Origin of the sequence: Holdemania filiformis, assembly GCF_003459085.1 — a bacterium.
GTDB classification, from domain to species: domain Bacteria; phylum Bacillota_I; class Bacilli_A; order Erysipelotrichales; family Erysipelotrichaceae; genus Holdemania; species Holdemania filiformis.
The window spans coordinates 123,905-146,948 of the sequence record NZ_QRUP01000002.1; the positions used below are offsets into that span (position 1 = coordinate 123,905).

Annotated in this window: 24 protein-coding genes; 20 read left to right on the plus strand and 4 right to left on the minus strand. The window is 42.1% G+C overall.

Going from position 1 to position 23,044, the window contains the following annotated elements:
- Nucleotides 1-7: 7 nt before the first annotated feature.
- The 14 genes from DWY25_RS02610 to DWY25_RS02675 all read left to right on the plus strand — a co-directional run bounded on the left by DWY25_RS02610 (nucleotide 8) and on the right by DWY25_RS02675 (nucleotide 13,397).
- A complete protein-coding gene (locus DWY25_RS02610; protein WP_117893291.1) occupies nucleotides 8-1,087 on the plus strand; it encodes a polysialyltransferase family glycosyltransferase in 1,080 nt (359 codons plus the stop codon).
- Entirely contained in the window at nucleotides 1,071-2,207 is a 1,137-nt protein-coding gene (locus DWY25_RS02615) for a hypothetical protein (RefSeq protein WP_117893293.1), read from the plus strand. Before DWY25_RS02610 ends, DWY25_RS02615 begins: the two co-directional genes overlap by 17 nt.
- On the plus strand, nucleotides 2,207-4,042 hold the full coding sequence (locus DWY25_RS02620; protein ID WP_117893296.1) for a hypothetical protein: 1,836 nt from the start codon (nucleotides 2,207-2,209) through the stop codon (nucleotides 4,040-4,042). The genes DWY25_RS02615 and DWY25_RS02620 overlap by 1 nt, the downstream gene beginning before the upstream one ends.
- A 1-nt stretch (nucleotide 4,043) precedes the next feature.
- Nucleotides 4,044-5,348: a lipopolysaccharide biosynthesis protein gene (locus DWY25_RS02625; protein ID WP_117893298.1), complete on the plus strand. Its 1,305-nt coding sequence runs from the start codon at nucleotides 4,044-4,046 to the stop codon at nucleotides 5,346-5,348.
- A 1-nt stretch (nucleotide 5,349) separates the two neighbouring features.
- On the plus strand, nucleotides 5,350-6,558 hold the full coding sequence (locus DWY25_RS02630; protein WP_117893302.1) for a polysaccharide biosynthesis protein: 1,209 nt from the start codon (nucleotides 5,350-5,352) through the stop codon (nucleotides 6,556-6,558).
- 15 nt (nucleotides 6,559-6,573) lie between these two features.
- A complete protein-coding gene (locus DWY25_RS02635) occupies nucleotides 6,574-7,755 on the plus strand; it encodes a LegC family aminotransferase (RefSeq protein WP_117893305.1) in 1,182 nt (393 codons plus the stop codon).
- Complete coding sequence (locus DWY25_RS02640) at nucleotides 7,752-8,819, plus strand: nucleotidyltransferase family protein (protein WP_117893308.1); 1,068 nt, start codon at nucleotides 7,752-7,754, stop codon at nucleotides 8,817-8,819. Before DWY25_RS02635 ends, DWY25_RS02640 begins: the two co-directional genes overlap by 4 nt.
- A gap of 16 nt (nucleotides 8,820-8,835) precedes the next feature.
- Nucleotides 8,836-9,474 (plus strand): acetyltransferase, encoded by a 639-nt coding sequence (locus DWY25_RS02645; protein WP_117893311.1) that lies wholly within the window; start codon nucleotides 8,836-8,838, stop codon nucleotides 9,472-9,474.
- A 14-nt stretch (nucleotides 9,475-9,488) separates the two neighbouring features.
- Entirely contained in the window at nucleotides 9,489-10,484 is a 996-nt protein-coding gene (gene neuB / locus DWY25_RS02650; protein WP_117893649.1) for an N-acetylneuraminate synthase, read from the plus strand.
- Complete coding sequence (gene neuC, locus DWY25_RS02655) at nucleotides 10,481-11,653, plus strand: UDP-N-acetylglucosamine 2-epimerase (protein WP_117893314.1); 1,173 nt, start codon at nucleotides 10,481-10,483, stop codon at nucleotides 11,651-11,653. The genes neuB and neuC overlap by 4 nt, the downstream gene beginning before the upstream one ends.
- Nucleotides 11,643-11,792 carry a hypothetical protein gene (locus DWY25_RS17675; RefSeq protein ID WP_181981655.1) on the plus strand — a complete coding sequence of 50 codons (150 nt, stop codon included), beginning with the start codon at nucleotides 11,643-11,645 and terminating at the stop codon, nucleotides 11,790-11,792. The genes neuC and DWY25_RS17675 overlap by 11 nt, the downstream gene beginning before the upstream one ends.
- A gap of 320 nt (nucleotides 11,793-12,112) precedes the next feature.
- Entirely contained in the window at nucleotides 12,113-12,346 is a 234-nt protein-coding gene (locus DWY25_RS18075) for an LbetaH domain-containing protein (RefSeq protein WP_117893320.1), read from the plus strand.
- Complete coding sequence (locus DWY25_RS02670; RefSeq protein ID WP_117893323.1) at nucleotides 12,324-13,019, plus strand: acylneuraminate cytidylyltransferase family protein; 696 nt, start codon at nucleotides 12,324-12,326, stop codon at nucleotides 13,017-13,019. The genes DWY25_RS18075 and DWY25_RS02670 overlap by 23 nt, the downstream gene beginning before the upstream one ends.
- 45 nt (nucleotides 13,020-13,064) lie before the next feature.
- Nucleotides 13,065-13,397 carry a Gfo/Idh/MocA family oxidoreductase gene (locus DWY25_RS02675; protein ID WP_117893325.1) on the plus strand — a complete coding sequence of 111 codons (333 nt, stop codon included), beginning with the start codon at nucleotides 13,065-13,067 and terminating at the stop codon, nucleotides 13,395-13,397.
- 393 nt (nucleotides 13,398-13,790) lie between these two features.
- Here the strand turns inward: DWY25_RS02675 and DWY25_RS02680 are convergent, their stop codons facing one another.
- The 4 genes from DWY25_RS02680 to DWY25_RS02695 form a co-directional block, all read right to left on the minus strand.
- The gene (locus DWY25_RS02680) at nucleotides 13,791-14,183 is read right to left on the minus strand and encodes an HIT family protein (RefSeq protein ID WP_117893328.1); all 393 of its coding nucleotides are present in this window, start codon (nucleotides 14,181-14,183) and stop codon (nucleotides 13,791-13,793) included.
- Nucleotides 14,184-14,196: 13 nt separating this feature from the next.
- Nucleotides 14,197-15,303 carry a DUF362 domain-containing protein gene (locus DWY25_RS02685; protein WP_117893331.1) on the minus strand — a complete coding sequence of 369 codons (1,107 nt, stop codon included), beginning with the start codon at nucleotides 15,301-15,303 and terminating at the stop codon, nucleotides 14,197-14,199.
- A gap of 209 nt (nucleotides 15,304-15,512) precedes the next feature.
- Nucleotides 15,513-16,376: a peptidylprolyl isomerase PrsA family protein gene (locus DWY25_RS02690; RefSeq protein WP_117893334.1), complete on the minus strand. Its 864-nt coding sequence runs from the start codon at nucleotides 16,374-16,376 to the stop codon at nucleotides 15,513-15,515.
- A complete protein-coding gene (locus DWY25_RS02695) occupies nucleotides 16,376-17,473 on the minus strand; it encodes a peptidylprolyl isomerase (RefSeq protein WP_117893336.1) in 1,098 nt (365 codons plus the stop codon). The genes DWY25_RS02690 and DWY25_RS02695 overlap by 1 nt, the downstream gene beginning before the upstream one ends.
- A 269-nt stretch (nucleotides 17,474-17,742) precedes the next feature.
- Here DWY25_RS02695 and sufC point away from each other — a divergent pair, with 269 nt between their 5' ends.
- From sufC to DWY25_RS02725, 6 genes are read left to right on the plus strand one after another with little or no spacing between them, the layout of a single operon-like run.
- Nucleotides 17,743-18,570 (plus strand): Fe-S cluster assembly ATPase SufC, encoded by an 828-nt coding sequence (gene sufC / locus DWY25_RS02700; protein ID WP_039864287.1) that lies wholly within the window; start codon nucleotides 17,743-17,745, stop codon nucleotides 18,568-18,570.
- On the plus strand, nucleotides 18,563-19,402 hold the full coding sequence (locus DWY25_RS02705) for a SufD family Fe-S cluster assembly protein (RefSeq protein ID WP_117893339.1): 840 nt from the start codon (nucleotides 18,563-18,565) through the stop codon (nucleotides 19,400-19,402). The genes sufC and DWY25_RS02705 overlap by 8 nt, the downstream gene beginning before the upstream one ends.
- Nucleotides 19,381-20,613 (plus strand): aminotransferase class V-fold PLP-dependent enzyme, encoded by a 1,233-nt coding sequence (locus DWY25_RS02710; protein WP_117893342.1) that lies wholly within the window; start codon nucleotides 19,381-19,383, stop codon nucleotides 20,611-20,613. Before DWY25_RS02705 ends, DWY25_RS02710 begins: the two co-directional genes overlap by 22 nt.
- Nucleotides 20,614-20,630: 17 nt before the next feature.
- Nucleotides 20,631-21,080, plus strand: a complete 450-nt coding sequence (gene sufU, locus DWY25_RS02715; RefSeq protein WP_117893345.1) for a Fe-S cluster assembly sulfur transfer protein SufU — start codon at nucleotides 20,631-20,633, stop codon at nucleotides 21,078-21,080.
- Nucleotides 21,077-22,486, plus strand: a complete 1,410-nt coding sequence (gene sufB / locus DWY25_RS02720) for a Fe-S cluster assembly protein SufB (RefSeq protein ID WP_006058937.1) — start codon at nucleotides 21,077-21,079, stop codon at nucleotides 22,484-22,486. The genes sufU and sufB overlap by 4 nt, the downstream gene beginning before the upstream one ends.
- Entirely contained in the window at nucleotides 22,479-23,033 is a 555-nt protein-coding gene (locus DWY25_RS02725) for a 5-formyltetrahydrofolate cyclo-ligase (RefSeq protein ID WP_072684182.1), read from the plus strand. Before sufB ends, DWY25_RS02725 begins: the two co-directional genes overlap by 8 nt.
- The last annotated feature ends 11 nt before the right edge of the window (nucleotides 23,034-23,044 follow it).

Sequence of the window (23,044 nt, forward strand, 5' to 3'; positions counted from 1 at the left end):
AAATTGCATGAAGAACAATATATATATATGTACGACTCAATATCATCTTTTTAATATAGTTAATATTATTCATGGCTTTTATCAGGAAGATCGTAATTATTTAATAGTATTGGACTGCATCCCAACTTTGGTCAACAGGATATACGAGCAAGCTATTAAAGCAGACCTTTTTGAAAAGGTAATTATTGTTGAAGTTGGTCAAATTAAGGGCAATTTTAAAAGCTATTTATCAAGTATAAGAAGAATTTTATTCCCTAAAAATATAAAAATGATTCTCGAGAATCCAGACCGAGTTTTTATTTCTGGAACAGAGATTTATTCTCGAATAATAGCTTTTAATTTTTTAAAAAATCCAAATACAAAACTATTTTATTATGAAGATGGGATGGAAAGTTATGATACGCTTTTAAATAGACAGGTAACGAACAGAAGCAATCGAATTTTGAAAATGAGATTTGGATATTATTTGATTGAAAGATGTGTTGCTATTTATGTTTACAAACCAGAGTATGTGAGCGGGAATAAATATGAAATCCCCGTTAAGAAAATTCCAACTATAGCTGTTGGAGGATCTTGGGCAATTGAACTTAAAAAAATTTTTGGTCGGGCGTCAGAAATATTTCCTCGGGAGAAGATAATCTATTTTGACGCATGGTTTAATTCCGATAAAGCAAGAAATGAGAATAGAAAAATAGTTAGTTCCATTATTTCAATATTTGGAGAGAAACTTATAGTAAAACCACATCCTTCAAATTTGAAAGAATGGTCGAAAATTAAGAACGTAAAAGTATTTGAGAGTGTAACGACTTTTGAAACGCTCTGTCTTACGGAAAACATAAATGATAAAACATTGATTTCAATGTTTTCTACAGCATGTATATTGCCCAAGATGATATTCAATGAAGAGCCTAGAATTATTTTAACTTATAGATTGTATAAAAAGTATTGTAATGAGTGGAAAAAATTTGATACACTGTTTGAAAATGTTAAAAATGATTATGCTGATAAACAGAAATTTATAATACTAAATGATGTGAGAGAATTAGATAATATAAAATTGAGTGGAAAATATGTTAAGAATAATTAAAGTTAATGTGCTAGCTTTTTTTGCTACTTGTTTCTTTGTAGGATTTTGGTTGAGATTTTTTACCAATATCAATATCGTAGTTTCTTTAGCTGTGTTTTTGTTTGTTTCGGTATTGTCTTTTTTATATTGCTTTACCTATGAAACTGACAAAAAAATAAAAAAAAATGAAATTACATTCTTAATTATAGATGTGGTTGGCTTGATCGGTTTATTGTACAACAAGAATCATACGATAGCAGATTTGATTTTGCTTTTTGCATGGCAAAATATGGGGATTTTATTTTATTTTATGTATAAAACAAAAAATTTCAAGATAAACAGAAATTTTGCGATTATAAGTACGGTATACCTTGGAATGTTAATTTACATCGTACAGTCACAATATGAAACTGGATGGATAATGATAAGTGATCGACTTGGATCAAATTCTACATCAATAGTTCTTCTTGAATTTTTTATTATTGATGAAATCTACCGTTATAGTATTCATAAGAAAACGAATTATTTATTTGCCTTTATTTGTTTTTTGATCACTTTGATCGCTGGAGGAATTGCAGGAGTTGTAACTTTTAGCTTCCTAATTATTATATTATGGCTTTTTGAAAATGAAAAGTTGTCTGTGAATTTGATAAAATGTGTAATTTTTATTCTTATTTCGGCCTGCATTTTATTATACATTAATGATGGTATTGAAAAAATTTTGAACTACATAAATCAAGGTGATTCTGAATCTAGAATACTGATGCTACAGCAGTATTTTGCTTTAATGAAAGAGAACATATTCAATTTCATATTCGGGGCAAATATTCAAACTAGTTATCTTTTACGACATTATGAAAACCTTCATAATTGTTTTTTTAATTGGCATTATTACTATGGAATTATACCAATGCTTTATTTTGGGGGGATTGTTGTATATATACTATATAAAAGCATTAAAGAGAGAAATACTCTTTATGTGATTTTGATGGTAACAACCGTAATTAGAAGTTTAACGGATGAGACAACATTTGCATTTATCCCTATCTGGATATTTTTCTTCCTTATTATTGTAGAAAAGAAAAATATAAAATTTGTTTACAGTAATAGAGCTAAAAATAAATTGATGGAGGACTACTAATGGGAAAATTAATAATCTCAAATAATAAAAAAATAATTGAGAAACTTAGTAAAACTTTTTTGAACGTAGGCTTCTCTGAAAATCGAAAATATAATTTACCACCATACATTACTACATTTTATAAACTCAATGTAAAAAATGATAACGTATATTGTCAGGATGATTTTTTTGTTATTGTAAATGGTACGGCAATATATAAAAATCAATTTGGCTATAAAGCATTGAAATTTTTATTAGATGACTATAGACAGCTTATCAAAAAGTATTCAAATGAAGAAGTAATAAGAAAGTTACGTGAAAAATTAATTGGCAATTATGTGGTAGTGATTGGGAGCGTAAAGTCAAGTTGTTGTTTTGTGGATGAAACGGGGAGTTATGCTTTTTATTATAGTAGCGGCAGCGATTTTTTGGCTACACAGACATTTTATCATGTGGCAAAAAATAGTTCGAACAAGATAAACAAATATGCGGTTTTTGAAAAAATGATACGTGGTAATATGTCCGCAAAAGATACGTATTTTGATGGTGTTACTAGGCTTCTTGCTGACGAAATTTTGGAACTTCATTTTGAAAATAATGGACTGGTAGTGCGTACAGTAAAATGCAACTTGAATGATTATACTTGTACTGTAATAGACGAAAACGAATATATAGAAAAACTGAAAACAGAAATTGAACATTTAGCTATGATGAGGCATGCTCTACTAAATAACTCGAAAACTTTAATGTTTGTTACCGGCGGTTTAGATTCAAGATTGGAGCTTTCTTTACACTTAAAATTCAAAGAAGAAGTTATACTTGGATATTGGGCTGGAAATGATATTATTACAAATGGAACGAAAGAAGATTTAGAAATATCACAGAAAATTGCGGTAGCGATAAATGCACCATTTAAATTTTTCGATGTTTCGGAATCATTTGAAGAGTGTGTCTCTTCAGCAAAACCTGAGTTATTTGATAAATATGGAGAATATGCATCAGTATATGGGAATAATCGTAAATGGCTAGAGATTCCAGAATTGATGGGAGAGGAGATTTCAGCAATTGGGTTTGGCTATTTTGGTGAAACTGTAAGAGAATTAGAAGCACTTGATAATTCATACTTCGATGGATATACGCTTAACGATTTTATTAAAAATATTTATTGTAGAAATGGTGTTGATAAATGTATATTAACAGATAATAACATTTACTCATATCTTGAGACTCAATTAAAAAGAATTGGGAGTGGAATCACTTCACATGAATTCATGACAAAAGAGGATGTACTTAATTTGTTTAATAGAACAAGATTCCATTCTGATACCATATGTAATAATTATATTAATATGTTCTGTTACGGTTTTTCAATACTTTCACAAAAGAGAATTGTAGATATACTCGAACATATGCCCTATTATATGAAAACAAATGCAAAATTAACATTGCATTTAATAAAAGAGTGGGCTCCAGGGTTGGTGGATATTCCTTATTTTACTCATCATCATTTTGTGGTTTATGATAAAAAACACAATTGTGTAAGAGAAAAAATAAACAATCAAATCATCAATTCTGTACGAACAACTGTGAAAAAAACACCTATATACGATGCTGTTCTTCCAATTGCACATTTATTAAAAGAGAAAAAAAGAGGTTTATCTAATAGTAACAAAGTATTACTGGTACAGACCAATAAATTTGTAAAAGAAACTGAATTTTATAATACTAATAAGAGTTCTATCATAATTCCAGATTCTAATTTAAATTATGATATTTGTTCTTATGCAGAATCAGTAATTGATATGAAGATGATAGATAGTATAACGATTAAATCACTAAATCGAAGCAGGAAATAGCATGAGTCTTAAAACAAAGTGTAAGATATTTATTAAGAACAAAATGGTTGGATCTGTAGTAGTATATACATTTTCTGCTTTTTTAAATTCGGCCGTTCCATTCCTGATTTTACCTCTGTTGACTAGATATTTGTCGACAGATGAGTATGGCATTGTGAGTATGTTTAATGCTACGGTGGGATTGATTACTCCATTTTTAAGTTTGGGATCTTCTGTTGCTATACAGCGAAAACTAGTAGAAAGAGATAAAGCAGGTAATAAAGAATTCATATTTAATTCTTTTATATTAGTATTCAGTGCTACATTTTTGATGATGCTGCTGTTCTTTATGTTTAAAAATAATATAACGCATTTTACGGGCATACCGAGAGAACTTTTATTTTATGTCGTTTTTATGTCACTTTCTACAGCTTTGGTGAATTGTGTTTGTGCGGTCTTGCAAATATTGGAAAAGCCGAAAGAATATGCTGTGTATCAGAATTTGTGCACTATCTTAAATCTGTTATTATCTCTTTATTTAGTAGTTGTATTAAAACTAGGAGTCTCGGGAAGAATATATGGAATAGTATATTCAAAATTGCTTTTTGCTTTTTTGGGAGTACTCTTAATAATAAAATATGTGGGTATAAAGCCTCATATTAGAATTTCATATTTGAAGGATATATTCTTACATTATGGAATCCCAATGATACCAACAGAGGTAAAAAGCACAGTGTTAACATATACAGATCGATTGTTTGTTACAAATATGATATCACTTGGAGAAACAGGTGTTTATTCTGTTGGGAATCAATTTGCTATGCCAATTTTGTTGTTAGCACAAGCATTTAATCTCGCCTTTTTGCCTTGGCTATATAAAAAACTTGAGCATGATAAAGATGAAGAAAAAATAATGATAGTAAGATTAACATACGCCTATTTTGTTGTGATTATAGCAATTGCATTGGTTTGGACAACAATTTCGAAGCCATTAATCAGTTTTATTGTTGGCAAGGAGTATCACGGGGCAGAAATATATGTTTTTTGGCTTTCAATGGGATATGCTTTTACAGGAATGCATATGATGGTTGTAAATTATATTTATTATTATAAAAAAGCTACAAGTTATGCATTCGTTACAACTGCTGTAATTATTTTAAATGTGGTTCTTAATTATATTTTGATTAATGTATTTGGATCTGTTGGCGCAGCGCAGGCAACAATGATTGCAGATTTTTTAAGTTTTGTTTTTACATGGCTTTTGAGTATGAAAATAAGTCGTATGCCGTGGTTTAATAAAAATGTATTTAGAAAAGGAGAGGTGTAGTATGTTTGATTTGAAGCAATTTATATCGGAGTATGTGATTAATCGTTCTCAAAGTATGTTTCGAGAAGATATTTTAAATTTTTATAAACACCTTAGAGATAAGATAGAAGGAAAGACAGTACTTGTCATCGGCGGAGCCGGTTCTATTGGCTCGTCATTTATAAAAGCGGTTCTTCCATTTCAGCCATCATCTTTAATAGTAGTGGACACAAATGAGAATGCCCTTGCGGAACTGACCAGAGATTTGCGGTCTACAAAAGGTATGTATGTCCCGAATGAGTATATTCCTTACCCCATGGATTTTGCATCACCTGTCTTTGAAAAAATGTTCAGACACCATGGCGGATTTGATATTGTTGGTAATTTTTCAGCGCACAAGCATGTTCGCAGTGAAAAAGATATTTACTCAGTAGAAGCTCTCATCCAGAATAATGTCCTCCATGCGAAAAAGTTACTTGATCTGCTTGCAGAGTTTCCACCGGAGGAGTATTTCTGCGTATCAACTGACAAAGCTGCGAACCCTATCAATATCATGGGTGCAAGCAAGCGAATTATGGAAGATCTGATATTCAGCTATTCCGATAAGTTCCCGGTAAAAACAGCAAGGTTTGCAAATGTTGCATTCTCCAATGGTTCTCTTCCTGCAGGCTTTCTACAGAGAATTGCAAAATTGCAACCAATTAGTGCACCATCCGATGTGAAGAGGTACTTTGTATCCCCAGAAGAGAGCGGCCAGATTTGTATGCTTAGCTGTATACTGGGAGAGAACAGGGCTATCTTCTTTCCGAAATTGGAAGAAGCTCAGATGATGACATTTGATGCGATAGCGACAAACCTTCTTCGTGAATATGGGTATGAAATTTTGAAATGTAACTCTGATCAAGAGGCGATTGATAAATCCGCTGATTTAAAAAATGGAAGTAAATTATATCCAGTACATTATGAGGTTTCGGATACATCCGGTGAAAAAGCATTTGAAGAGTTTTATACGGATGAAGAGGCTGTTGATATGGACAGGTTTAAGGCATTAGGAGTTATCACTGACAAAAAAATATGTGACAGAGACAGATTATACCATTTGCTCGACAGTCTGGAAAATGCTTTTGAATCAGATCACATAGACAAGGTTAAAATTGTAGGATTAATCAGTGAATATTTGCCTAATTTCAGTCACATAGAAACAGGAAAATCTCTTGATAGTAAAATGTAAGGAGGTACATATAATATGAAAAAAATGATTCCTTTATCCATTCCAAACTTTGAGGGAAACGAAAGAAAGTATGTAGATGATGCACTTGATCAGGGGTGGGTTTCTACCGGAGGCGCATATATCACGACGCTGGAAAAGAATCTGGCAGAATTTGTACATACTCATAATGTTGCTGCCTGCCAGAGCGGAACGTCAGCACTTCATATGTCGATGGTTGACTGTGGAGTATTACCCGGCGATATGGTTATTGTGCCAACACTTACATTTATCGCTGCTGTTAATCCGGTGAAATATCAGTTTGCAGTGCCTGTCTTTATGGATTGTGATGATTCTCTTTGCCTGGACCCGAATAAACTTCGCCAGTTCTGTGAGGAAGAATGTAGGAAAGAAGATGGAAAGCTAATCCATAAGAAAACGGGAAAACACGTAAAAGTTGTTGTTGTAGTCCATGTATTTGGAAATATGGCCGATATGGAAAACATCATGGATATTGCCGGTGAATACCATTTACAAGTGATTGAAGATGCAACGGAGGCTCTTGGAACAAGATACACAGAGGGACGGTATACCGGAAAATATGCAGGGACAATTGGTGATTATGGCGCATATTCATTTAATGGAAATAAGATTATCACTACCGGAGGCGGTGGAGCCGTTACTGCTAAAACTTCAGAGATAGTTGACCATTTAAGATACCTGTCTACACAGGCGAAGGATGACCCCCATTACTATATTCATAATGAGGTTGGTTTTAACTACCGTATGACCAATCTGCAGGCTGCACTTGGCGTAGCACAGATGGAAGAGCTGGAAGATTTTATCGAGAGAAAGCATAAGAATTATGACTTATACAAGGGACTGTTTGAGGACTTTGAATTAGGAAAAATTCTGGGCTTCAGAAAGGGAACATATTCCAATCAGTGGTTCTATTCCTTGGTGATTGACAGAACAAAAGTAAAAGGAACCATGAGGGACATTATAACAAGACTTGAAGAAAACGGAGTTCAGACCAGGGCAATCTGGGGATTGATACATGAGCAGAAACCATATTCAGACTCTCTGGCTTATAAGATGGAAAAGGCTCCGTATTACAGCTCCTGCGTCTTGAATTTTCCAAGTACGACGCAGCTGACAGAAGAAGCGATTGTGTACTCTGCAGATGCGATTAAGGATGTGTTAGGAGAATTTGCTGAATGATGACTGAAAACATACAAGCTTTTATAGCTGACCAGCATATGCGGCTGGCAGAAGCAATGCAAAAAATTGATGATAACTCGAACGGGATTCTCTTTGTAATCGACGAAAACAAGTGTCTGTGCGGAGCTGTTTCTGATGGTGATATCAGAAGGTGGCTTCTGAAGGCGGGCAGCATTGATGCAGAAATCGGTTTGCTGATGAGTTCGAATCCGATTTCTATCAAAAAAGAATGTGATATTAATGCGTTAGCATTTATGAGGGAAAAATGTATCAGGGCATTGCCGGTAGTGGATGATGAAGGAAGGATTCAGAATATCTATCTGGCAAAACTGATGGAAAAGAAGAGTGACCAGGTGGCAGAACAATTGAACAATGTGTCTGCTGTCATTATGGCCGGCGGAAAAGGAACCAGACTTTATCCATATACAAAAATTCTTCCGAAACCGTTAATACCAATAGGTGAAGTTCCGATAGTGGAAAGAGTCATGGACAGCTTCTATGAATGTGGAATTACTGATTTTATAATGACGGTGAATTACAGAAAACATATGATTCAGTCCTATTTTTCGGAGACCAGTAAACCTTATAATATCGAATATGTAGAAGAAGATAAGCCATTGGGAACAGGTGGCAGCTTAAAGCTGATACAGAGAAGATTTGAGAAACCGCTGTTTGTGGCAAATTGCGACAGCTTTGTGAGAACAAGTTATTCGGATTTATATAAATATCACTTGGAAAACAGTAATGCAATCACTATGGTAACTTCGTTGAAGAATGATACCATACCATACGGTGTCGTATATTCAAAAGAAAATGGTGAATTAGACCACATGGTTGAGAAACCAACGCGATCTTATTTAATTAACACAGGAATTTATATTATTAATCCTAAAATGATAGATCTTATTCCGGATGATACGATGTTTCATATGACACATCTGGTGGACAAAGCGAAAAAACTTGGCTATAAAGTAGGTATGTTTCCAATAAGCGAGGATTCGTTTCTTGATATGGGTGAATTTGCCGAGATGAAGAGAATGGAAGAAAAATTGAACATTCAGTAAAACGAAGGGACAATCTGTGGAAAAAATAATAATTATTGGTGCAGGAGGCCACGCAAAAACGGTTGTGGATACCATAGAAAGAGGACATTGTTTTGAAATTGCAGGATTTCTTGCCGAGGGGCGAGTTGGAGAAAGAGTATATAAGAATTACACTATTCTCGGAGCTGATAATATAGCGAAAACTATTTTTTCTATGGGAATTTCAAAGGCTTGCATGGCGATAGGATTTATGGGAAAATCGTCTATTAGAGAGAAGCTGTGCTGTCAATATAAGAAGATGGGATTTGATTTTCCAGCTATAATTGATCCTTCAGCAATAGTTGCTTCAGATGTTATGATTGGAGAAGGAACTTATATTGGGCGATGTGTAGTTGTGAATGCAAACTCTTCAATCGGTGATTTTTGTATTTTAAATACGGGATGCATTGTTGAACATGAATGTAAGGTTGGTAAGTATTCTCATGTGTCAATAGGTGCTGTAATCTGCGGGCAATCCGTAATCGGTGAAAGGACATTCATAGGTGCTAATGCAACAGTGATACAATGTCTTACAATTGGAAATGATTGCATAGTGGGTGCAGGTACAGTGGTTATTAGGAATATAGAAGAAAGAAAAACTATGGTGGGGAATCCTGCAAAGGAGATTCGAGAATAAGAGGATAAATGATTATGAAAAAGGTATTGATTATTGCTGAGGCAGGTGTAAATCATAATGGAAGCTTGAAGTTGGCAAAAAGGTTGGTTGATGAGGCAAAAAAAGCAGGAGCAGACATTGTTAAATTTCAGACGGCAAAACTCGAATCATTAGTTTCAAGGTGTGCCGAAATGGCCGAATACCAGAAAACAAATACCGGGAAAGATGAAACCCAGAAGGAAATGTTAAGTAAGCTGTTGCTCAGTTTTGAGGAGTTCACAGAATTATATGAATATTGTCGAAAAGTAGAGATTGGTTTCCTATCAACACCGTTTGATATAGAAAGTATTCGTTTTCTTGAAAAAATAGTTCCTGTTTGGAAGGTTCCATCGGGAGAGATTACAAACTATCCATATTTACTTGAAATTGCAAGGACATGTAAACCTGTTATTATGTCCACAGGAATGAGCAATTTGAAGGAAATAGATGCTGCAGTTCATCTTTTAACAGAAAATGGAACAAAGGAAATAACACTTTTACATTGCAATACGCAGTATCCGACACCATATAGGGATGTTAACCTGAAAGCAATGGAAACACTGAACAAAAGATATTGTGTGCCTGTAGGCTATTCAGACCATACAAAAGGTATTGAAGTACCGATAGCTGCTGTTGCAATGGGGGCTACCATAATAGAAAAACATTTTACATTAGACAGAAATATGGAAGGACCGGATCACAAAGCCAGCCTTGAGCCGGATGAACTGAAGAAAATGATCCAATCCATTCGAAATATAGAACAGGCAATTGGTGATGGTGATAAAAAACCGTCACCATCAGAAATTGCAAATAAAGCTGTGGCCAGAAAGAGCATTGTAGCAAAAAGAAATATAGAAAAAGGAGAAGTCTTCACGGAGGATAATCTTACAACAAAACGTCCGGGAACAGGAATTTCACCGATGAGATGGAATGAGATTATTGGAACCAGAGCTGTTCATGATTTTGCTGAGGAGGAACTGATTGAAATATGAAATCAATTATGGTATTAACCGCAACGAGAGCAGAATATGGGCTATTAAATCCTATTATAAGAGAGTTGAAGAATAAAAGTGAATTACAGGTACGTATCGTTGCTACCGGAGCACATTTGTCACCTGAGTTCGGTCTGACATATAAAGAGATAGAAAAGGATGGCTATGAGCTTGACAGGAAAATCGAAATTCTTCTCAGTTCGGACACACCATCTGCGATTTCTAAGAGCATGGGACTTGTAATGATTGGATTTGCAGATTATTTTGCGGAACGAAGACCCAATGCCATACTTGTTTTGGGAGACAGGTATGAAACATTAGCGGTCTGCTGTGCGGCAATGAATGAGAGAATCCCGATTGTTCATCTGTATGGGGGAGAGACAACAGAAGGGGCAGTTGATGAGGCAATACGTCATGCCATTACAAAGATGAGTTACCTTCATTTGACAAGCACAGAAGAGTACAGAAGACGGGTGATTCAGCTTGGAGAGAATCCGGAAAGGGTCTTTACCGTTGGGGCTGTTGGTATTGAAAATGCAAAAAAACAAAAACTGATTAGTAAAGAGGAGTTAGAAAAGGACTTAGGATTTTCCCTAGATAAGCCGTATGCGGTTGTTACGTTTCATCCGGTTACGTTGGAAGGAAAAAGTGCAGGGGAACAGTGCAGGGAGATGCTCCATGCGTTTGATAGGCATCCTGAGATGAAATATATCATATCAAAAGCAAATGCGGACAGTGATGATAGAATAATCAATAAGATGCTGGATGAATATGCAGGGACGCATGAAAATGTATTGGTAAGAGAGTCACTTGGTATGATTCGGTATTTAAGTGCACTTAAATATGCAGATATGGTTATTGGAAATTCTTCAAGCGGCTTGGTGGAAGCACCATCCTTCCAGATCCCGACGATTAATATCGGGGACAGACAAAAAGGAAGGTTACAGGCAGAGAGTATTATTAACTGTAAACCACTGGAGCAGGATATTTGCAGTGCTTTTGGCATCGCTCAGTCGGTATCCTTTAAAAATAAGTGCAGAACAGTAGTTAACCCATATGGCGATGGGCTGACAAGCCCAAAAGTTGTGAAACATATTATGGACATGTTTCACAATGGAATAGACATAAAGAAGAAGTTTTATAACATAGAGGTGCCGAATGAAGATTAGTGGTGGTATTGATTTATTGGAAGATAATTTAAGAAAACAGTTATCTGCCTATTGGACGGGTTTAGACTTGAATAAAGTCTGCTGTGGTATCCCGGTGGCACTTCAAAAAATGAACAAATGCTTAAATGCGCTGAGCTAGACAAATCGATATGTATGGCGGGATGAAGAAGTGTTTTTTAGTCCCATGTATTCTGTGCAGTATTCTATATATCTGTACTTCCTTTCCAAAGCTCTTCAGAAAGTTTGGGGTGGTATAGAGACAGATGCAGTCTATTATCTCAATAAAGTCATGCATTCAATAGACTGGTTTTATGGAATAGATTTGCCGGATATTTTTTATGAAGAACATCCATTGGGGAGCGTCCTAGGAAGGACGGAGTATGGCCATCGTTTCATGATATATCAAGGGCGTATGGTTGAGGCAACAGGGACAGGCAGGGTCATTTGGTATATCGCAGAATGGGTGAGAATGTATTGATGTATGCAAACAGCAGCGTTTTAGGAAACTGTGATATTGGAAATAATGTGATAATTTCAGCAGGAGTAAAAATTATAGGCGAAAACATACCGGACTGTTCAATTGTATTTGGATGTTCCCCGTGTTTAACCATTAAGGACGTATCAGTCGAGGAAATAAGGAGAAAACAATCTCATATCTGGGAGGAAAGTAATGGATGTAGTGAAAACAAATAATTTGGCAATTATCCCTGCAAGAAGTGGTTCTAAAGGACTAAAGGATAAAAATATTAAGCTTTTGTGTGATAAACCACTGATTGCTTACAGTATATCGGCAGCATTGGATTCCGGCTTGTTTAACAAAATTATGGTGTCAACTGATAGCTTGCAATATGCTGAAATAGCCAGGGAATATGGTGCAGAAGTTCCGTTTCTCCGGTCAGAAAAAAACAGCAGTGATACTGCCAGAAGCTGGGACGTTGTAGAAGAAGTTTTAGAGGGATATTTGAAAAAAGGCCAAGAATTTGATACGGTATGTCTTCTGCAGCCAACATCGCCATTGAGGAAACCAGAGGATATTATAGCGGGCTATAGAGAACTTGCTTTAAAAGATGCAGATGCGGTTACAGGTGTATGTGAAATGGATCACTCGCCGTTGTGGGCGACACCCTTAGAAAAAGATTTGTCATTAGAAGAATTCCGAAAACATATGAATTCGGTTCCAAGGCAGATGCTTAAGACATATTACAGGATAAATGGAGCTTTGTATATTCGTAAAATTTCTTATGCTGATAACAAGATAAGAATTTTGGATGGTAAGGAGTACGCATGTATTATGGATAAAAGAAAAAGTGTTGACATTGACACATTGGAAGATTTTGAATATGCCTCATTTTTGATGGGGGCATAAACGAAGAATAGAGTGGTGCTACACATCTCTTAGGAGGTGTGCATAATGGAAGTATTGGTTATCGGGCTTGGCTCTATGGGAAAAAGAAGGATTCGCTTGTTGAAGGGCTTTCAGCAGGTTACAAATATTGTTGGTGTGGATGGGCGTGAAGATCGCAGAAATGAAACAACAGAGAAATTGAACTGCAATGTATGTGAAAGTATCGGAGAAGCTTTGAAAAAACACCCGAAAATTATATGTGCATTTGTATGCACATCTCCGCTTTCCCATAATACAATTATCAGGGAATGTCTTCAGAACTGGCTTCATACGTTTAAAGAAATCAATTTGGTACAGGATGGTTACAGCGATAATATCAAGTTGGCTAAAAGTGAATGATTTGACATTGTTTTTGTCATCAACATTTTTATACTTGTAAGGGCTAAAAAAATGGAAATGTAGGTATTTTAAAATGAAAAACACCGTTGATTTTGAGAATCTGAAAGTCTTTAATTTTATTATCGGGAAGATTGAGGGTAGATATGATAGAATGTTCATGAGCCATTAATGGCACCTCCTATGGTAAAAGATAGAACCCTTAGCAAGTTCAATTTTACCATGGAGGCTTTTTTAATTAGGTTAAACTTATTCAGAGGACTTTACTGAATGGGGGTCCTGAATCATTGATATTATTTTTTACATAAATTAGATTCATAATTAGGATGACCCTATATGATTTTAAAGCGCCATAGAAATTAAAGGCATGGACCGCAATGATCCATGCCTTTATCATTATTTGACTAACCCTAAAACTTCATCCAAATCCTGTTTATCTGATTCTCTGAATTCACATACGAACGCATCGTTTTCGCTGTAACGGGGAATGATGTGGAAATGCAGATGATTCACGGTCTGGCCTGCGGTCTCGCCGTTGTTGTTCAGGATATTAATCCCCAGAGCTCCTGTTCTTTCCTGAATCTGTTTGGCTAAGCGCTTGACGACCTGAATCAGATGAGCGGCTGTTTCATCGTCGCATTCCATCAGATTGTCGACATGCTTCTTAGGCATGACCAGAGTATGACCTTTTGTAACCTGGGAGATGTCCAGGATCGCTAAGACCAGATCATCTTCGTAGACGACTTTTGATGGGATTTCGTGATTGATGATGCTGCAGAATACACACATGGGAAGCTCCTCCTTAACAATGAATTAATTCGTATTCACGCGTACCCAGACCAATTTCTTCGCCATGGGCAAGGCATGTCTGCCAGTTGGTATCCGGATGCGTATCGGTGAAGTGATCGTGGTGATCATGCCGATGCTCATCTAAGACGCTGCCCGCAATCACTGGAGCCTGATTTACCGCGTCGACACAAGCCTGATCCAGGGCTACCGGATCAAAAGATGCAAAGATCCCGATATCCGGAACGATCGGCAAATCATTCTCCGCGTGACAATCGCAGCATGGTGAGACGTCCATGACAAAGCTGATATGGAAGTGCGGACGCCCCTGAACAACGGCCAGGGAGTATTCAGCGATCTTCTCGTTGAGGATATCGTTGGCCTCATCGTTCATCGGCTCGATCGCGTCGAAGTTGCACATGCCGATGCAGCGTCCGCAGCCAACGCAGCGGCTGTGATCGATATGCATTTTGTGATTTTCATCGAAATTCAAAGCGCTGTGGGCACAGATCTTCTGGCACATGCCGCAGCTGCGGCACTGCTCAGGATTGACTTGCGGTTTGGAACTGCTGTGCATTTCCATCTTTCCAGCGCGGGAACCGCAGCCCATGCCGATATTCTTCAACGTTCCGCCGAAGCCCGTGGACTCATGACCTTTGAAATGAGTCATCGTAATGAAGATATCCGCATCCATGATCGCCCGGCCAATTTTCGCTTCCTGCACGTGTTTCTGATGAATCGGAACCAGGACCTCGTCCGTGCCTTTCAACCCGTCGGCGATCAGGATGTGACAGCCGCAGCTGAACGGATTGTAGCCATTCTGATACGCTGATTCAATGTGATCCAAAGCATTCTTTCGTCCGCCGACATACAAGGTGTTGCAGTCGGTCAGAAACGGCTTGCCGCCTAACGACTTGATCAGATCTACGATCCGGTGCGCGTAATTCGGCCGCAGATACGCCAGATTTCCCGGCTCGCCAAAATGAATTTTAATCGCGACATATTTATCCTGAAAATCCAGATTTTCGATCCCAGCCTGTTTTACAAGACGCTCTAATTTGTCCAGCAGGCTGGTTGTTCCATGAGTTCTCAGGTTCGTTGTATAAACCTTTGCTTTTTCCATATTTCCTAATCCTCCATGTCCCTTATTATATAGGAAAGAGGAATGCATTTCCAGCGCTCGCCTGCGGTTTGGAAAAATATTCGCAGTGATAATTCATCACGAAAAAATGTAAACCTCTTCTCACTTCATTTCGAGGCGAGAACGTAGAAAAAGACCTGGGATTTTGCATCGCGCAGCTCTCAGGTCTTTTTGCGTTTTAAGATTCTTTGTTATTTTGATTTTGCCTGAATCAGATAATCCGCGTAGTTGGATTCCAACTGATCATAGATCGTCTTATCATAGACTGTGAAATTGTATTTTTCAAAGTAGAAGATTGACGCTTCCGAAGACAGCGCACTGATCGCAGCGATCGTATCGACCGCTTCATCCTTAAAGCTTTCCGCATCCGTCGCGATGACCTGAACGATGTAGAAGTTCGCGCCGTTGTCATCAGCGATCACATCGGTCAGTGTCGGATCTGTGATGACCGACAGCGTCGACAGGACGTTGGTCGCATAGCTGCTCTGCGTCGTTGCGATTGTCTCGGCGGCGGAAACGCTGGAGCCTAAGCTTGTCGCCGTCTCTTCAAAGTTTGCGCCGTTCTTGACCTGTTCCAGGGCCTGGTTCGCTGTTGCTTCATCGGTGAACTGCATGATCCGGATTTTCTTCGGAGAATAGCGGGAAACCAGCTCGCCGAACTTTTCATTGACGTAAACCTTCGTCAGTTCCTGAGCCTGCAGACTGACTAACAGACTATTGTTCAGGTATTCTTCCTCATCCGCGAAGCCATAGGACTGCAGGTAGCTGGCAAACGAATCGCCCAGCATCGTCTTGTACGTGTTCAGCGTTTCTTCTGCTTCGCTGCGCATTTCATCCGTCACCGGCACTTCTTTTTCAAAAATAACTTTCTTTGCTTCATTGATCGTGAAATAGCCGGCATCCCGCGCCAACATGAAGTTGTACATGTCGCCTTTGGTCAGCGTCTGATTGCCGACGGAGAAGACGGCCGTCTTCGGATCTTTCAGGGACGCGCGTGCATCGCTGCAGCCCGCTAACAATAAGGCCCCGAGGGCTAAAAGAACAAGCTTCTTCATTATTCGTTTCCTCCCTGCTCGCCGTTGTTTTCACCGTTTTGATCTTCGGCGTTGTTCTGATCTTCGCTCTGACCTTCAGGATTTTCCGTGTTTTCCGTAGTTTCCGGCTGAGTTTCCGGTTCGTCTTTTTCATTTAAACCCATGTAGATCAACAGTTTGTTCTGCAGTTCGTCGTTGCCCTTGAAGTCCAGGTTCATTTCCTGAGCCTTCTCCCAGACAACCTTCGGCTGCAGGTTCGGGTAGTAGGTCGCCAGGGCGTCGTAGAACTCATCATAGCCTTTCAGCGTCTCTGTCGCGGAGACATCGCACTTGATGATGTGCCAGCCATAAGTCGTCTGAATCCATTCGCTGACCTCGCCCTCGTTCATCGCCAGCGCGGTTTCCAGGAACGGGGAGACTAACTGGCTGTCGGCGTCCATGTAGCCGATCGAACCATTCTGGACGGCGGAGCCGGAATCTTCCGACAACTCCTGCGCTACTTCGCCGAAATCGCGGCCGCTGGCCAGCGCGTCCTTGACCGCATTGACGCGGTTGGTTTCTTCTTCCGTCGGGTTGGCCGGATCATCCATCTTGATTAAGATATGGCTGACAATCCGCGGCTTCTTCGCTTCAACATACGCCGGAATGTATTCGTCGGCATGTGCGTTGATGTAATCCTTGATCATCTGCTGCGTCTTCTGGATGTGGATGAAGTAGTCTGTCAGATCAGAAAGCTTGCTGTAGCCGACGCCGTTGAGCGCTGTCAGCAGCATTTCCTTGTACTGATCGCCGTAGGTCGACTGATACTGCGCCGTAATCGAATCCGCATACGACTGGGCCTGCGTCTTCATTTCCTCCGTGGTTTCAATGGACGGATCAACGACCGCTTTCTCCATGAACTGGTAGACGCCGGCGACGCCCATTTCGTTAAACAGCGTGTCGTAGAATTCTCCGGCTGTGATATCCTCATCGCCGATCGAGAATACGACGTCCTCGCCGCCGACTGATTTTCCTGGGAGCTTTCCTTTGTTCTGGTCGTATGCAAAATAAATGCTGGCTCCGATTAACAGAACGCCAACAAGGCACACAAACCAGTACTTTTTGAGTGTTTGTAACATGAATGTACCTCCTAATGAACTTTATTATTATAGGGTATTTCAGGGGACTTTGCAATTTGATCGGCGGGCTTTCTATCTGAATTTTGTGTGAACAACCCCATTTTCCCGCTTTTTTCCATCATCGCTGGAAGAAAAAGGCCGAAAGAGTGCTTGGTAAAGCCGTTTGAACAGATAATAATCCGCACATCCTGAAACAGAATATGCTATAATCATTCTGGACATTTTTTGTCTGGATAACAACTCGAATCATGAGCGGAAAGGATGAGAGAATGAGTCAGCTGATGATTAAAAATCTTCATGTTGAGGTCGAAGGCAAGGAGATCCTCAAAGGGATCGATCTGACGGTCGCCGATCATGAAATACATGCTTTAATGGGTCCTAACGGAAACGGAAAATCGACGCTGCTGGCGGCGATTATGGGTCACCCGAAATATACTGTGACAAGCGGAACGATTGAATACGACGGCCGCGATGTTTTGGCGATGAGCGTCGACGAGCGCAGCCGCGCCGGTTTGTTTCTGGCGATGCAGTATCCCCAGGAAGTGCCGGGCGTCACGAACTCCGATTTCCTGCGTGCGGCGATGAACGCCCGCCGGGAAAATCCGATTTCCCTGTTCTCTTTTATTAAGGAAATGGAAAAGACGATTAAAGATCTGCAGATGAAGCCGGATTTAGCGCATCGTTTCCTCAACGAGGGCTTTTCGGGCGGCGAGAAAAAGCGCAACGAAATCGTGCAGATGAAAATGCTGAAGCCGTCGCTGGCGATGCTGGATGAGATCGACAGCGGATTGGACGTCGACGCCTTGAAAATCGTGGCCGACGCCGTGACGCAGATGCAGCAGGAAACAGGTTTAGGCATGATCGTCGTTTCGCATTACGAACGATTCTATCAGTTATTAAAGCCGACGCACGCGCACGTGCTGATCAACGGCCGGATCGTCATGGAAGGCGATGAAACGCTGGTTCAGAAAATTGATCAGGATGGCTACGACTGGCTGTATCAACAGCTGGATCTGCAGCCTGCCAAAGAAGAAGTGAAGCTGACCTTCACCCTGGGCAGCTGCGCCGCCAGCGCAAGGGGCCGCAAGCATGGCTGAAACAGTGCTGACCCTGCATGAAAGTCCGGTCAGCCCCGTCGTTTTACAGGAAACATTGCGCGAGCTTGTCATCGACGCTTCCGCGCCGCTGACGCTGACCTTGACCGCGCCTGCGCAAACGGCCTGCTCCCTGGTCGTCCGGATTCGCCGGGCCGAGGCTCTGACGATTCAGGTGCGGGCGGAAGCGGCCAGCCAGCTCACGCTCTTGTATTGGAATGAGAGCAGCACTCCGATCACGATTCGCGAAAGCAACGAAATTTACCGTGACGCCCGCTTCAAAGCGGCGTATGTGCAGCTGAATCCGGGCACGGTTGATCATCAGTCCAAGACCCTGTTGAAGGAAAGCGGGGCCGAGGCTTTGGTTCAGTCGGCGGTGATCGCACAGACTCAGAAGCAGTTTGTCGTCGATCTCATTCACCAGGCCGGACAGACGACAGGAATCATTGAGAATTACAGCATTGTCCTGCAGGGCGGACGCTACCGCATGGAAGCGACCGGCAAGATCGAAAAGGGCGCCCGCGGTGCCAAGAGTCATCAGACCAGCCGCGCGCTGACCTTTGACGCCCAGCAGACCGCGACGATTCTGCCGAAGTTATTGATCGACGAAAATGACGTGGAAGCCAGCCATGCGACGACGATCGGACAAATGGATGAAAACCAGATGTATTATTTACAGAGTCGCGGCTTGAGTGAAGACGAAGCGATCCGCCTGGTCACGATCGGCTATCTGCTGCCGATCGCCCGGATCAGCGACGATCCAAAGCTTCAGGAAGCCCTGGCTCAGGAAATTGAAACGAAGGTGAATGAAGTATGTTTGACGTCCTCAAAATAAGACAGGATTTTCCAATGCTTCACAACCGCACGATGCAGTCGCATCCGTTAGTTTATCTGGATAACGCCGCGACGACGTTCAAGCCGCAGTGTGTGATCGACGCCGTCGTGCGGTATTACACCGAGCAGACGACCAACGTTCACCGCGGTGATTATGAAATTTCCTATCAGGTATCGGAAGCCTATGAGAAAACCCGCGAAGACGTGGCGCGGTTTATCCATGCCGAGCCGAAGGAAATCGTCTTTACGGCCGGGGCCAGCGCGTCGCTGAATCTGGTGGCGTATGGCTACGGACGGAAGTATTTAAAGCCGGGCGACGTGATTCTGTCGACGGAGGCGGAACACGCGTCCAACATCCTGCCGTGGTTTAAAGTTGTGGAGGAAACCGGCGCGAAGCTTGAATACATTCCCCTGACGGAGGATGGCCGGCTGACGCTGGAGAACTTCCGCAAGGCGATGCATGAGCAGGTGAAGATCGTCGCTGTCGCGGATATCACCAATGTGCTGGGCTATGTCGCGCCGATCGAGGAAATGACGCGGATTGCCCATGAACACGGAGCGATCGTCGTCTGCGATGGGGCGCAGTCCGTGCCGCACACGCCGACGGATGTGAAGGCCTTGGACGTAGATTTCCTGGCGTTCAGCGCGCATAAGATGTGCGGCCCGACCGGCATCGGCGTGCTGTATGGCAAATTTGAGCTGCTGCAGAAAACCGATCCGTTCATGCTCGGCGGCGGCAGCAACGCCCGCTTTGACATGTGCGGCAACATCCTGTTAAAGGACGCGCCGTATAAATTTGAAGCCGGGACGCCGAATATCGAAGGGGTGCTCGGCCTGCAACAGGCCGTGCGCTATCTCGAAAACATCGGGATGGACAGGATTGAAGCCTACGAGCATGAGCTCAAGGCCTACGCGATTGAAAAATTGAAAAAACTGGATAACCTGATTCTGTATAATCCAACCTCACCGACCGGCATCATCGCCTTCAATGTGAAGAATGTGTTCGCTCAGGATGCGGCCGGATATCTGAATTCCAAGGGGATCGCTGTACGCTCCGGCAATCATTGCGCTAAAATTCTGCTCAATGTGCTGAAGACCTCGGAAACGATCCGCGCCAGTTTGTATTTCTATAACACGAAGGAGGACGTCGACCGGTTTGTCCAGGCGTGCAGCGAAATTACGCTGGAAAACTGCGTCGGACTGTTCTTCTGACCGAAAGGAGGAAGTTTATGTCCAGTTTGCTGGAGGATCCGATGGTCCTGCGCGAGATCATCATGGATCACTATCAATATCCGCACAATCATAAGCTGACGGACGATGCGGGCTACCATCAGGTGCATATGGCTTCGGAATCCTGCATCGACGATATTACGGTTCAATCCAAAATCAATCCTGCGGGCAGCATCGAAGACGTGCGCTTCGACGGGGTCGCCTGCACGATTTCAACGTCGTCGACCTCGATCATGACAGAGCTGTTAAAAGGCAAAAGCGTCGCCGAAGCCAAAGCGATCATCGACGAGTATTTCGCGATGATCGAGGAACAGCCGTATGATCCGGAGCGGCTGCAGGAGGCGGTTGCCTTCAAGAATGTCAGCAAGCAGGCCAACCGGATTAAATGCGCGACGATCGGTTGGAAAGCGATGAAGGAAATGATCGAAGAATGGGAGAAAAATCAATGAGCCGCGAACAAGAAACAGTCCTGAAAACGCAGGACGATTACCAATACGGCTTTCACGATGAGGACGTCAGCGTCTTCAAAACAAAAAAGGGCCTGACCCGGGAAACAGTGATCGAGATCTCGAAGATCAAAAAGGAACCGCAGTGGATGCTGGATTTCCGTCTGAAAGCCTATGACGCGTTCGTCAAGATGCCGATCCAGGATTGGGGTCCTGACTTAAGCACGTTGAATTTTGACGATTACACCTACTATATCCGTCCGAGCAACAAGAAGGAAACGGATTGGGACGAGGTGCCGGAGACGATCAAGGACACCTTTGACCGGCTGGGCATCCCGGAGGCGGAACAGAAGTTCTTAGCCGGTGTCAACACCCAGTATGAATCAGAAACGGTTTATCACAACATGCTGAAGGAAGTCGAGGAGAAGGGCGTTATTTTCCTGGATACCGACTCCGCTCTGCAGCAGGTTCCGGAACTGGTGAAGGAATACTTCGCAACGGTTGTGCCGTATACCGACAACAAGTTCGCCGCGCTCAACAGCGCCGTGTGGTCGGGCGGTTCGTTCATCTATGTCCCGAAAGGGGTAAAGCTGGAAAAACCGCTGCAGTCCTATTTCCGCATCAATTCGGAACAGATGGGCCAGTTTGAACGGACGCTGATCATCGTCGATGAGGGCGCGGACGTCCATTACGTCGAAGGCTGTACGGCGCCGACGTATTCCAAGGACTCGCTGCATGCCGCGGTGGTTGAGATCATCATCAAGGAAGGCGGCAAGTGCCGGTATTCGACCGTTCAAAACTGGTCGGACAACATCATCAACCTCGTTACCAAGCGCGCCAAGGTCGATGCGCACGGGGCAATGGAGTGGATCGACGGCAACATCGGGTCGCAGACGAATATGAAATATCCGGCCTGTCTGTTAGTCGGCGAATATGCCCGCGGCATGTGCATTTCGATCGCCGTGGCATCCCGTCATCAGGTTCAGGATGCAGGAGCCAAGATGATTCATCTGGCGCCGCATACTTCCAGTACGATCATCTCCAAGTCGGTTTCCCGGCTGGGCGGCGAGGTCAATTACCGCGGTCTGGTCCAGCATGGGCCGAAAGCGGAATACGCCCGTTCGAAGGTGGAATGTGATACGCTGATTCTGGACGAGCAGTCCCGCAGCGACACGATTCCGACGAACGTGTCGTCCTCGCGGACTTCGACGATCGAACATGAAGCGACAGTCTCGAAGATTTCCGAGGAACAGCTGTTCTATCTGATGTCGCGCGGACTGACGAAATCGCAGGCGACAGAAATGATCATCATGGGCTTTCTGGAGCCATTTACCCGCGAGCTGCCGATGGAATACGCGGTCGAGCTGAACCAGCTGCTGAAGCTGGATATGGAGGGCAGCGTTGGATAAAAAAGCACTGCGGAAGCTGGCGCAGATGAAGCGGCATGAGCTGCCGCCGCTGCTTAAAGCGCAGTTTGATGAAAATATCCGGTCGCAGCTCATGAAGGTGCAGGAACCGTATCAGAAGATCGGAATGTATATTTCGATCAATGATGAAGCGGATACCCGCCGGATCCTGCAGCATCTGCTCGATCAGGGTAAACAGATCGCCGTTCCCAAGTGCGTCGTGCGCGAAGGGCGGAACACGCTGGATTTCTATTGGATCGAAGGGTTGGAGGATTGCATTCCTTCCCGTTTCGAGCTGTTGGAACCGGTGGCGCAGCCCTCCCGCAAAGCGGCGTTGTCCGAGCTGGAGCTGATGATCGTCCCGGTCGTCGGATTCGATTGGCGCAAGAACCGGATCGGTTACGGCAAAGGGTATTATGACTCGGTGCTGGATACCTTTCCCGGCTTGAAGGTCGGACTGGCCTACACAATGCAGCGCGTGGCTGATTTTGAGCCGGAGGCTTTCGATGTTCCGCTGGATATGATCATCACGGAGCAGGGCTCCTTGTAAACAAAGATCTC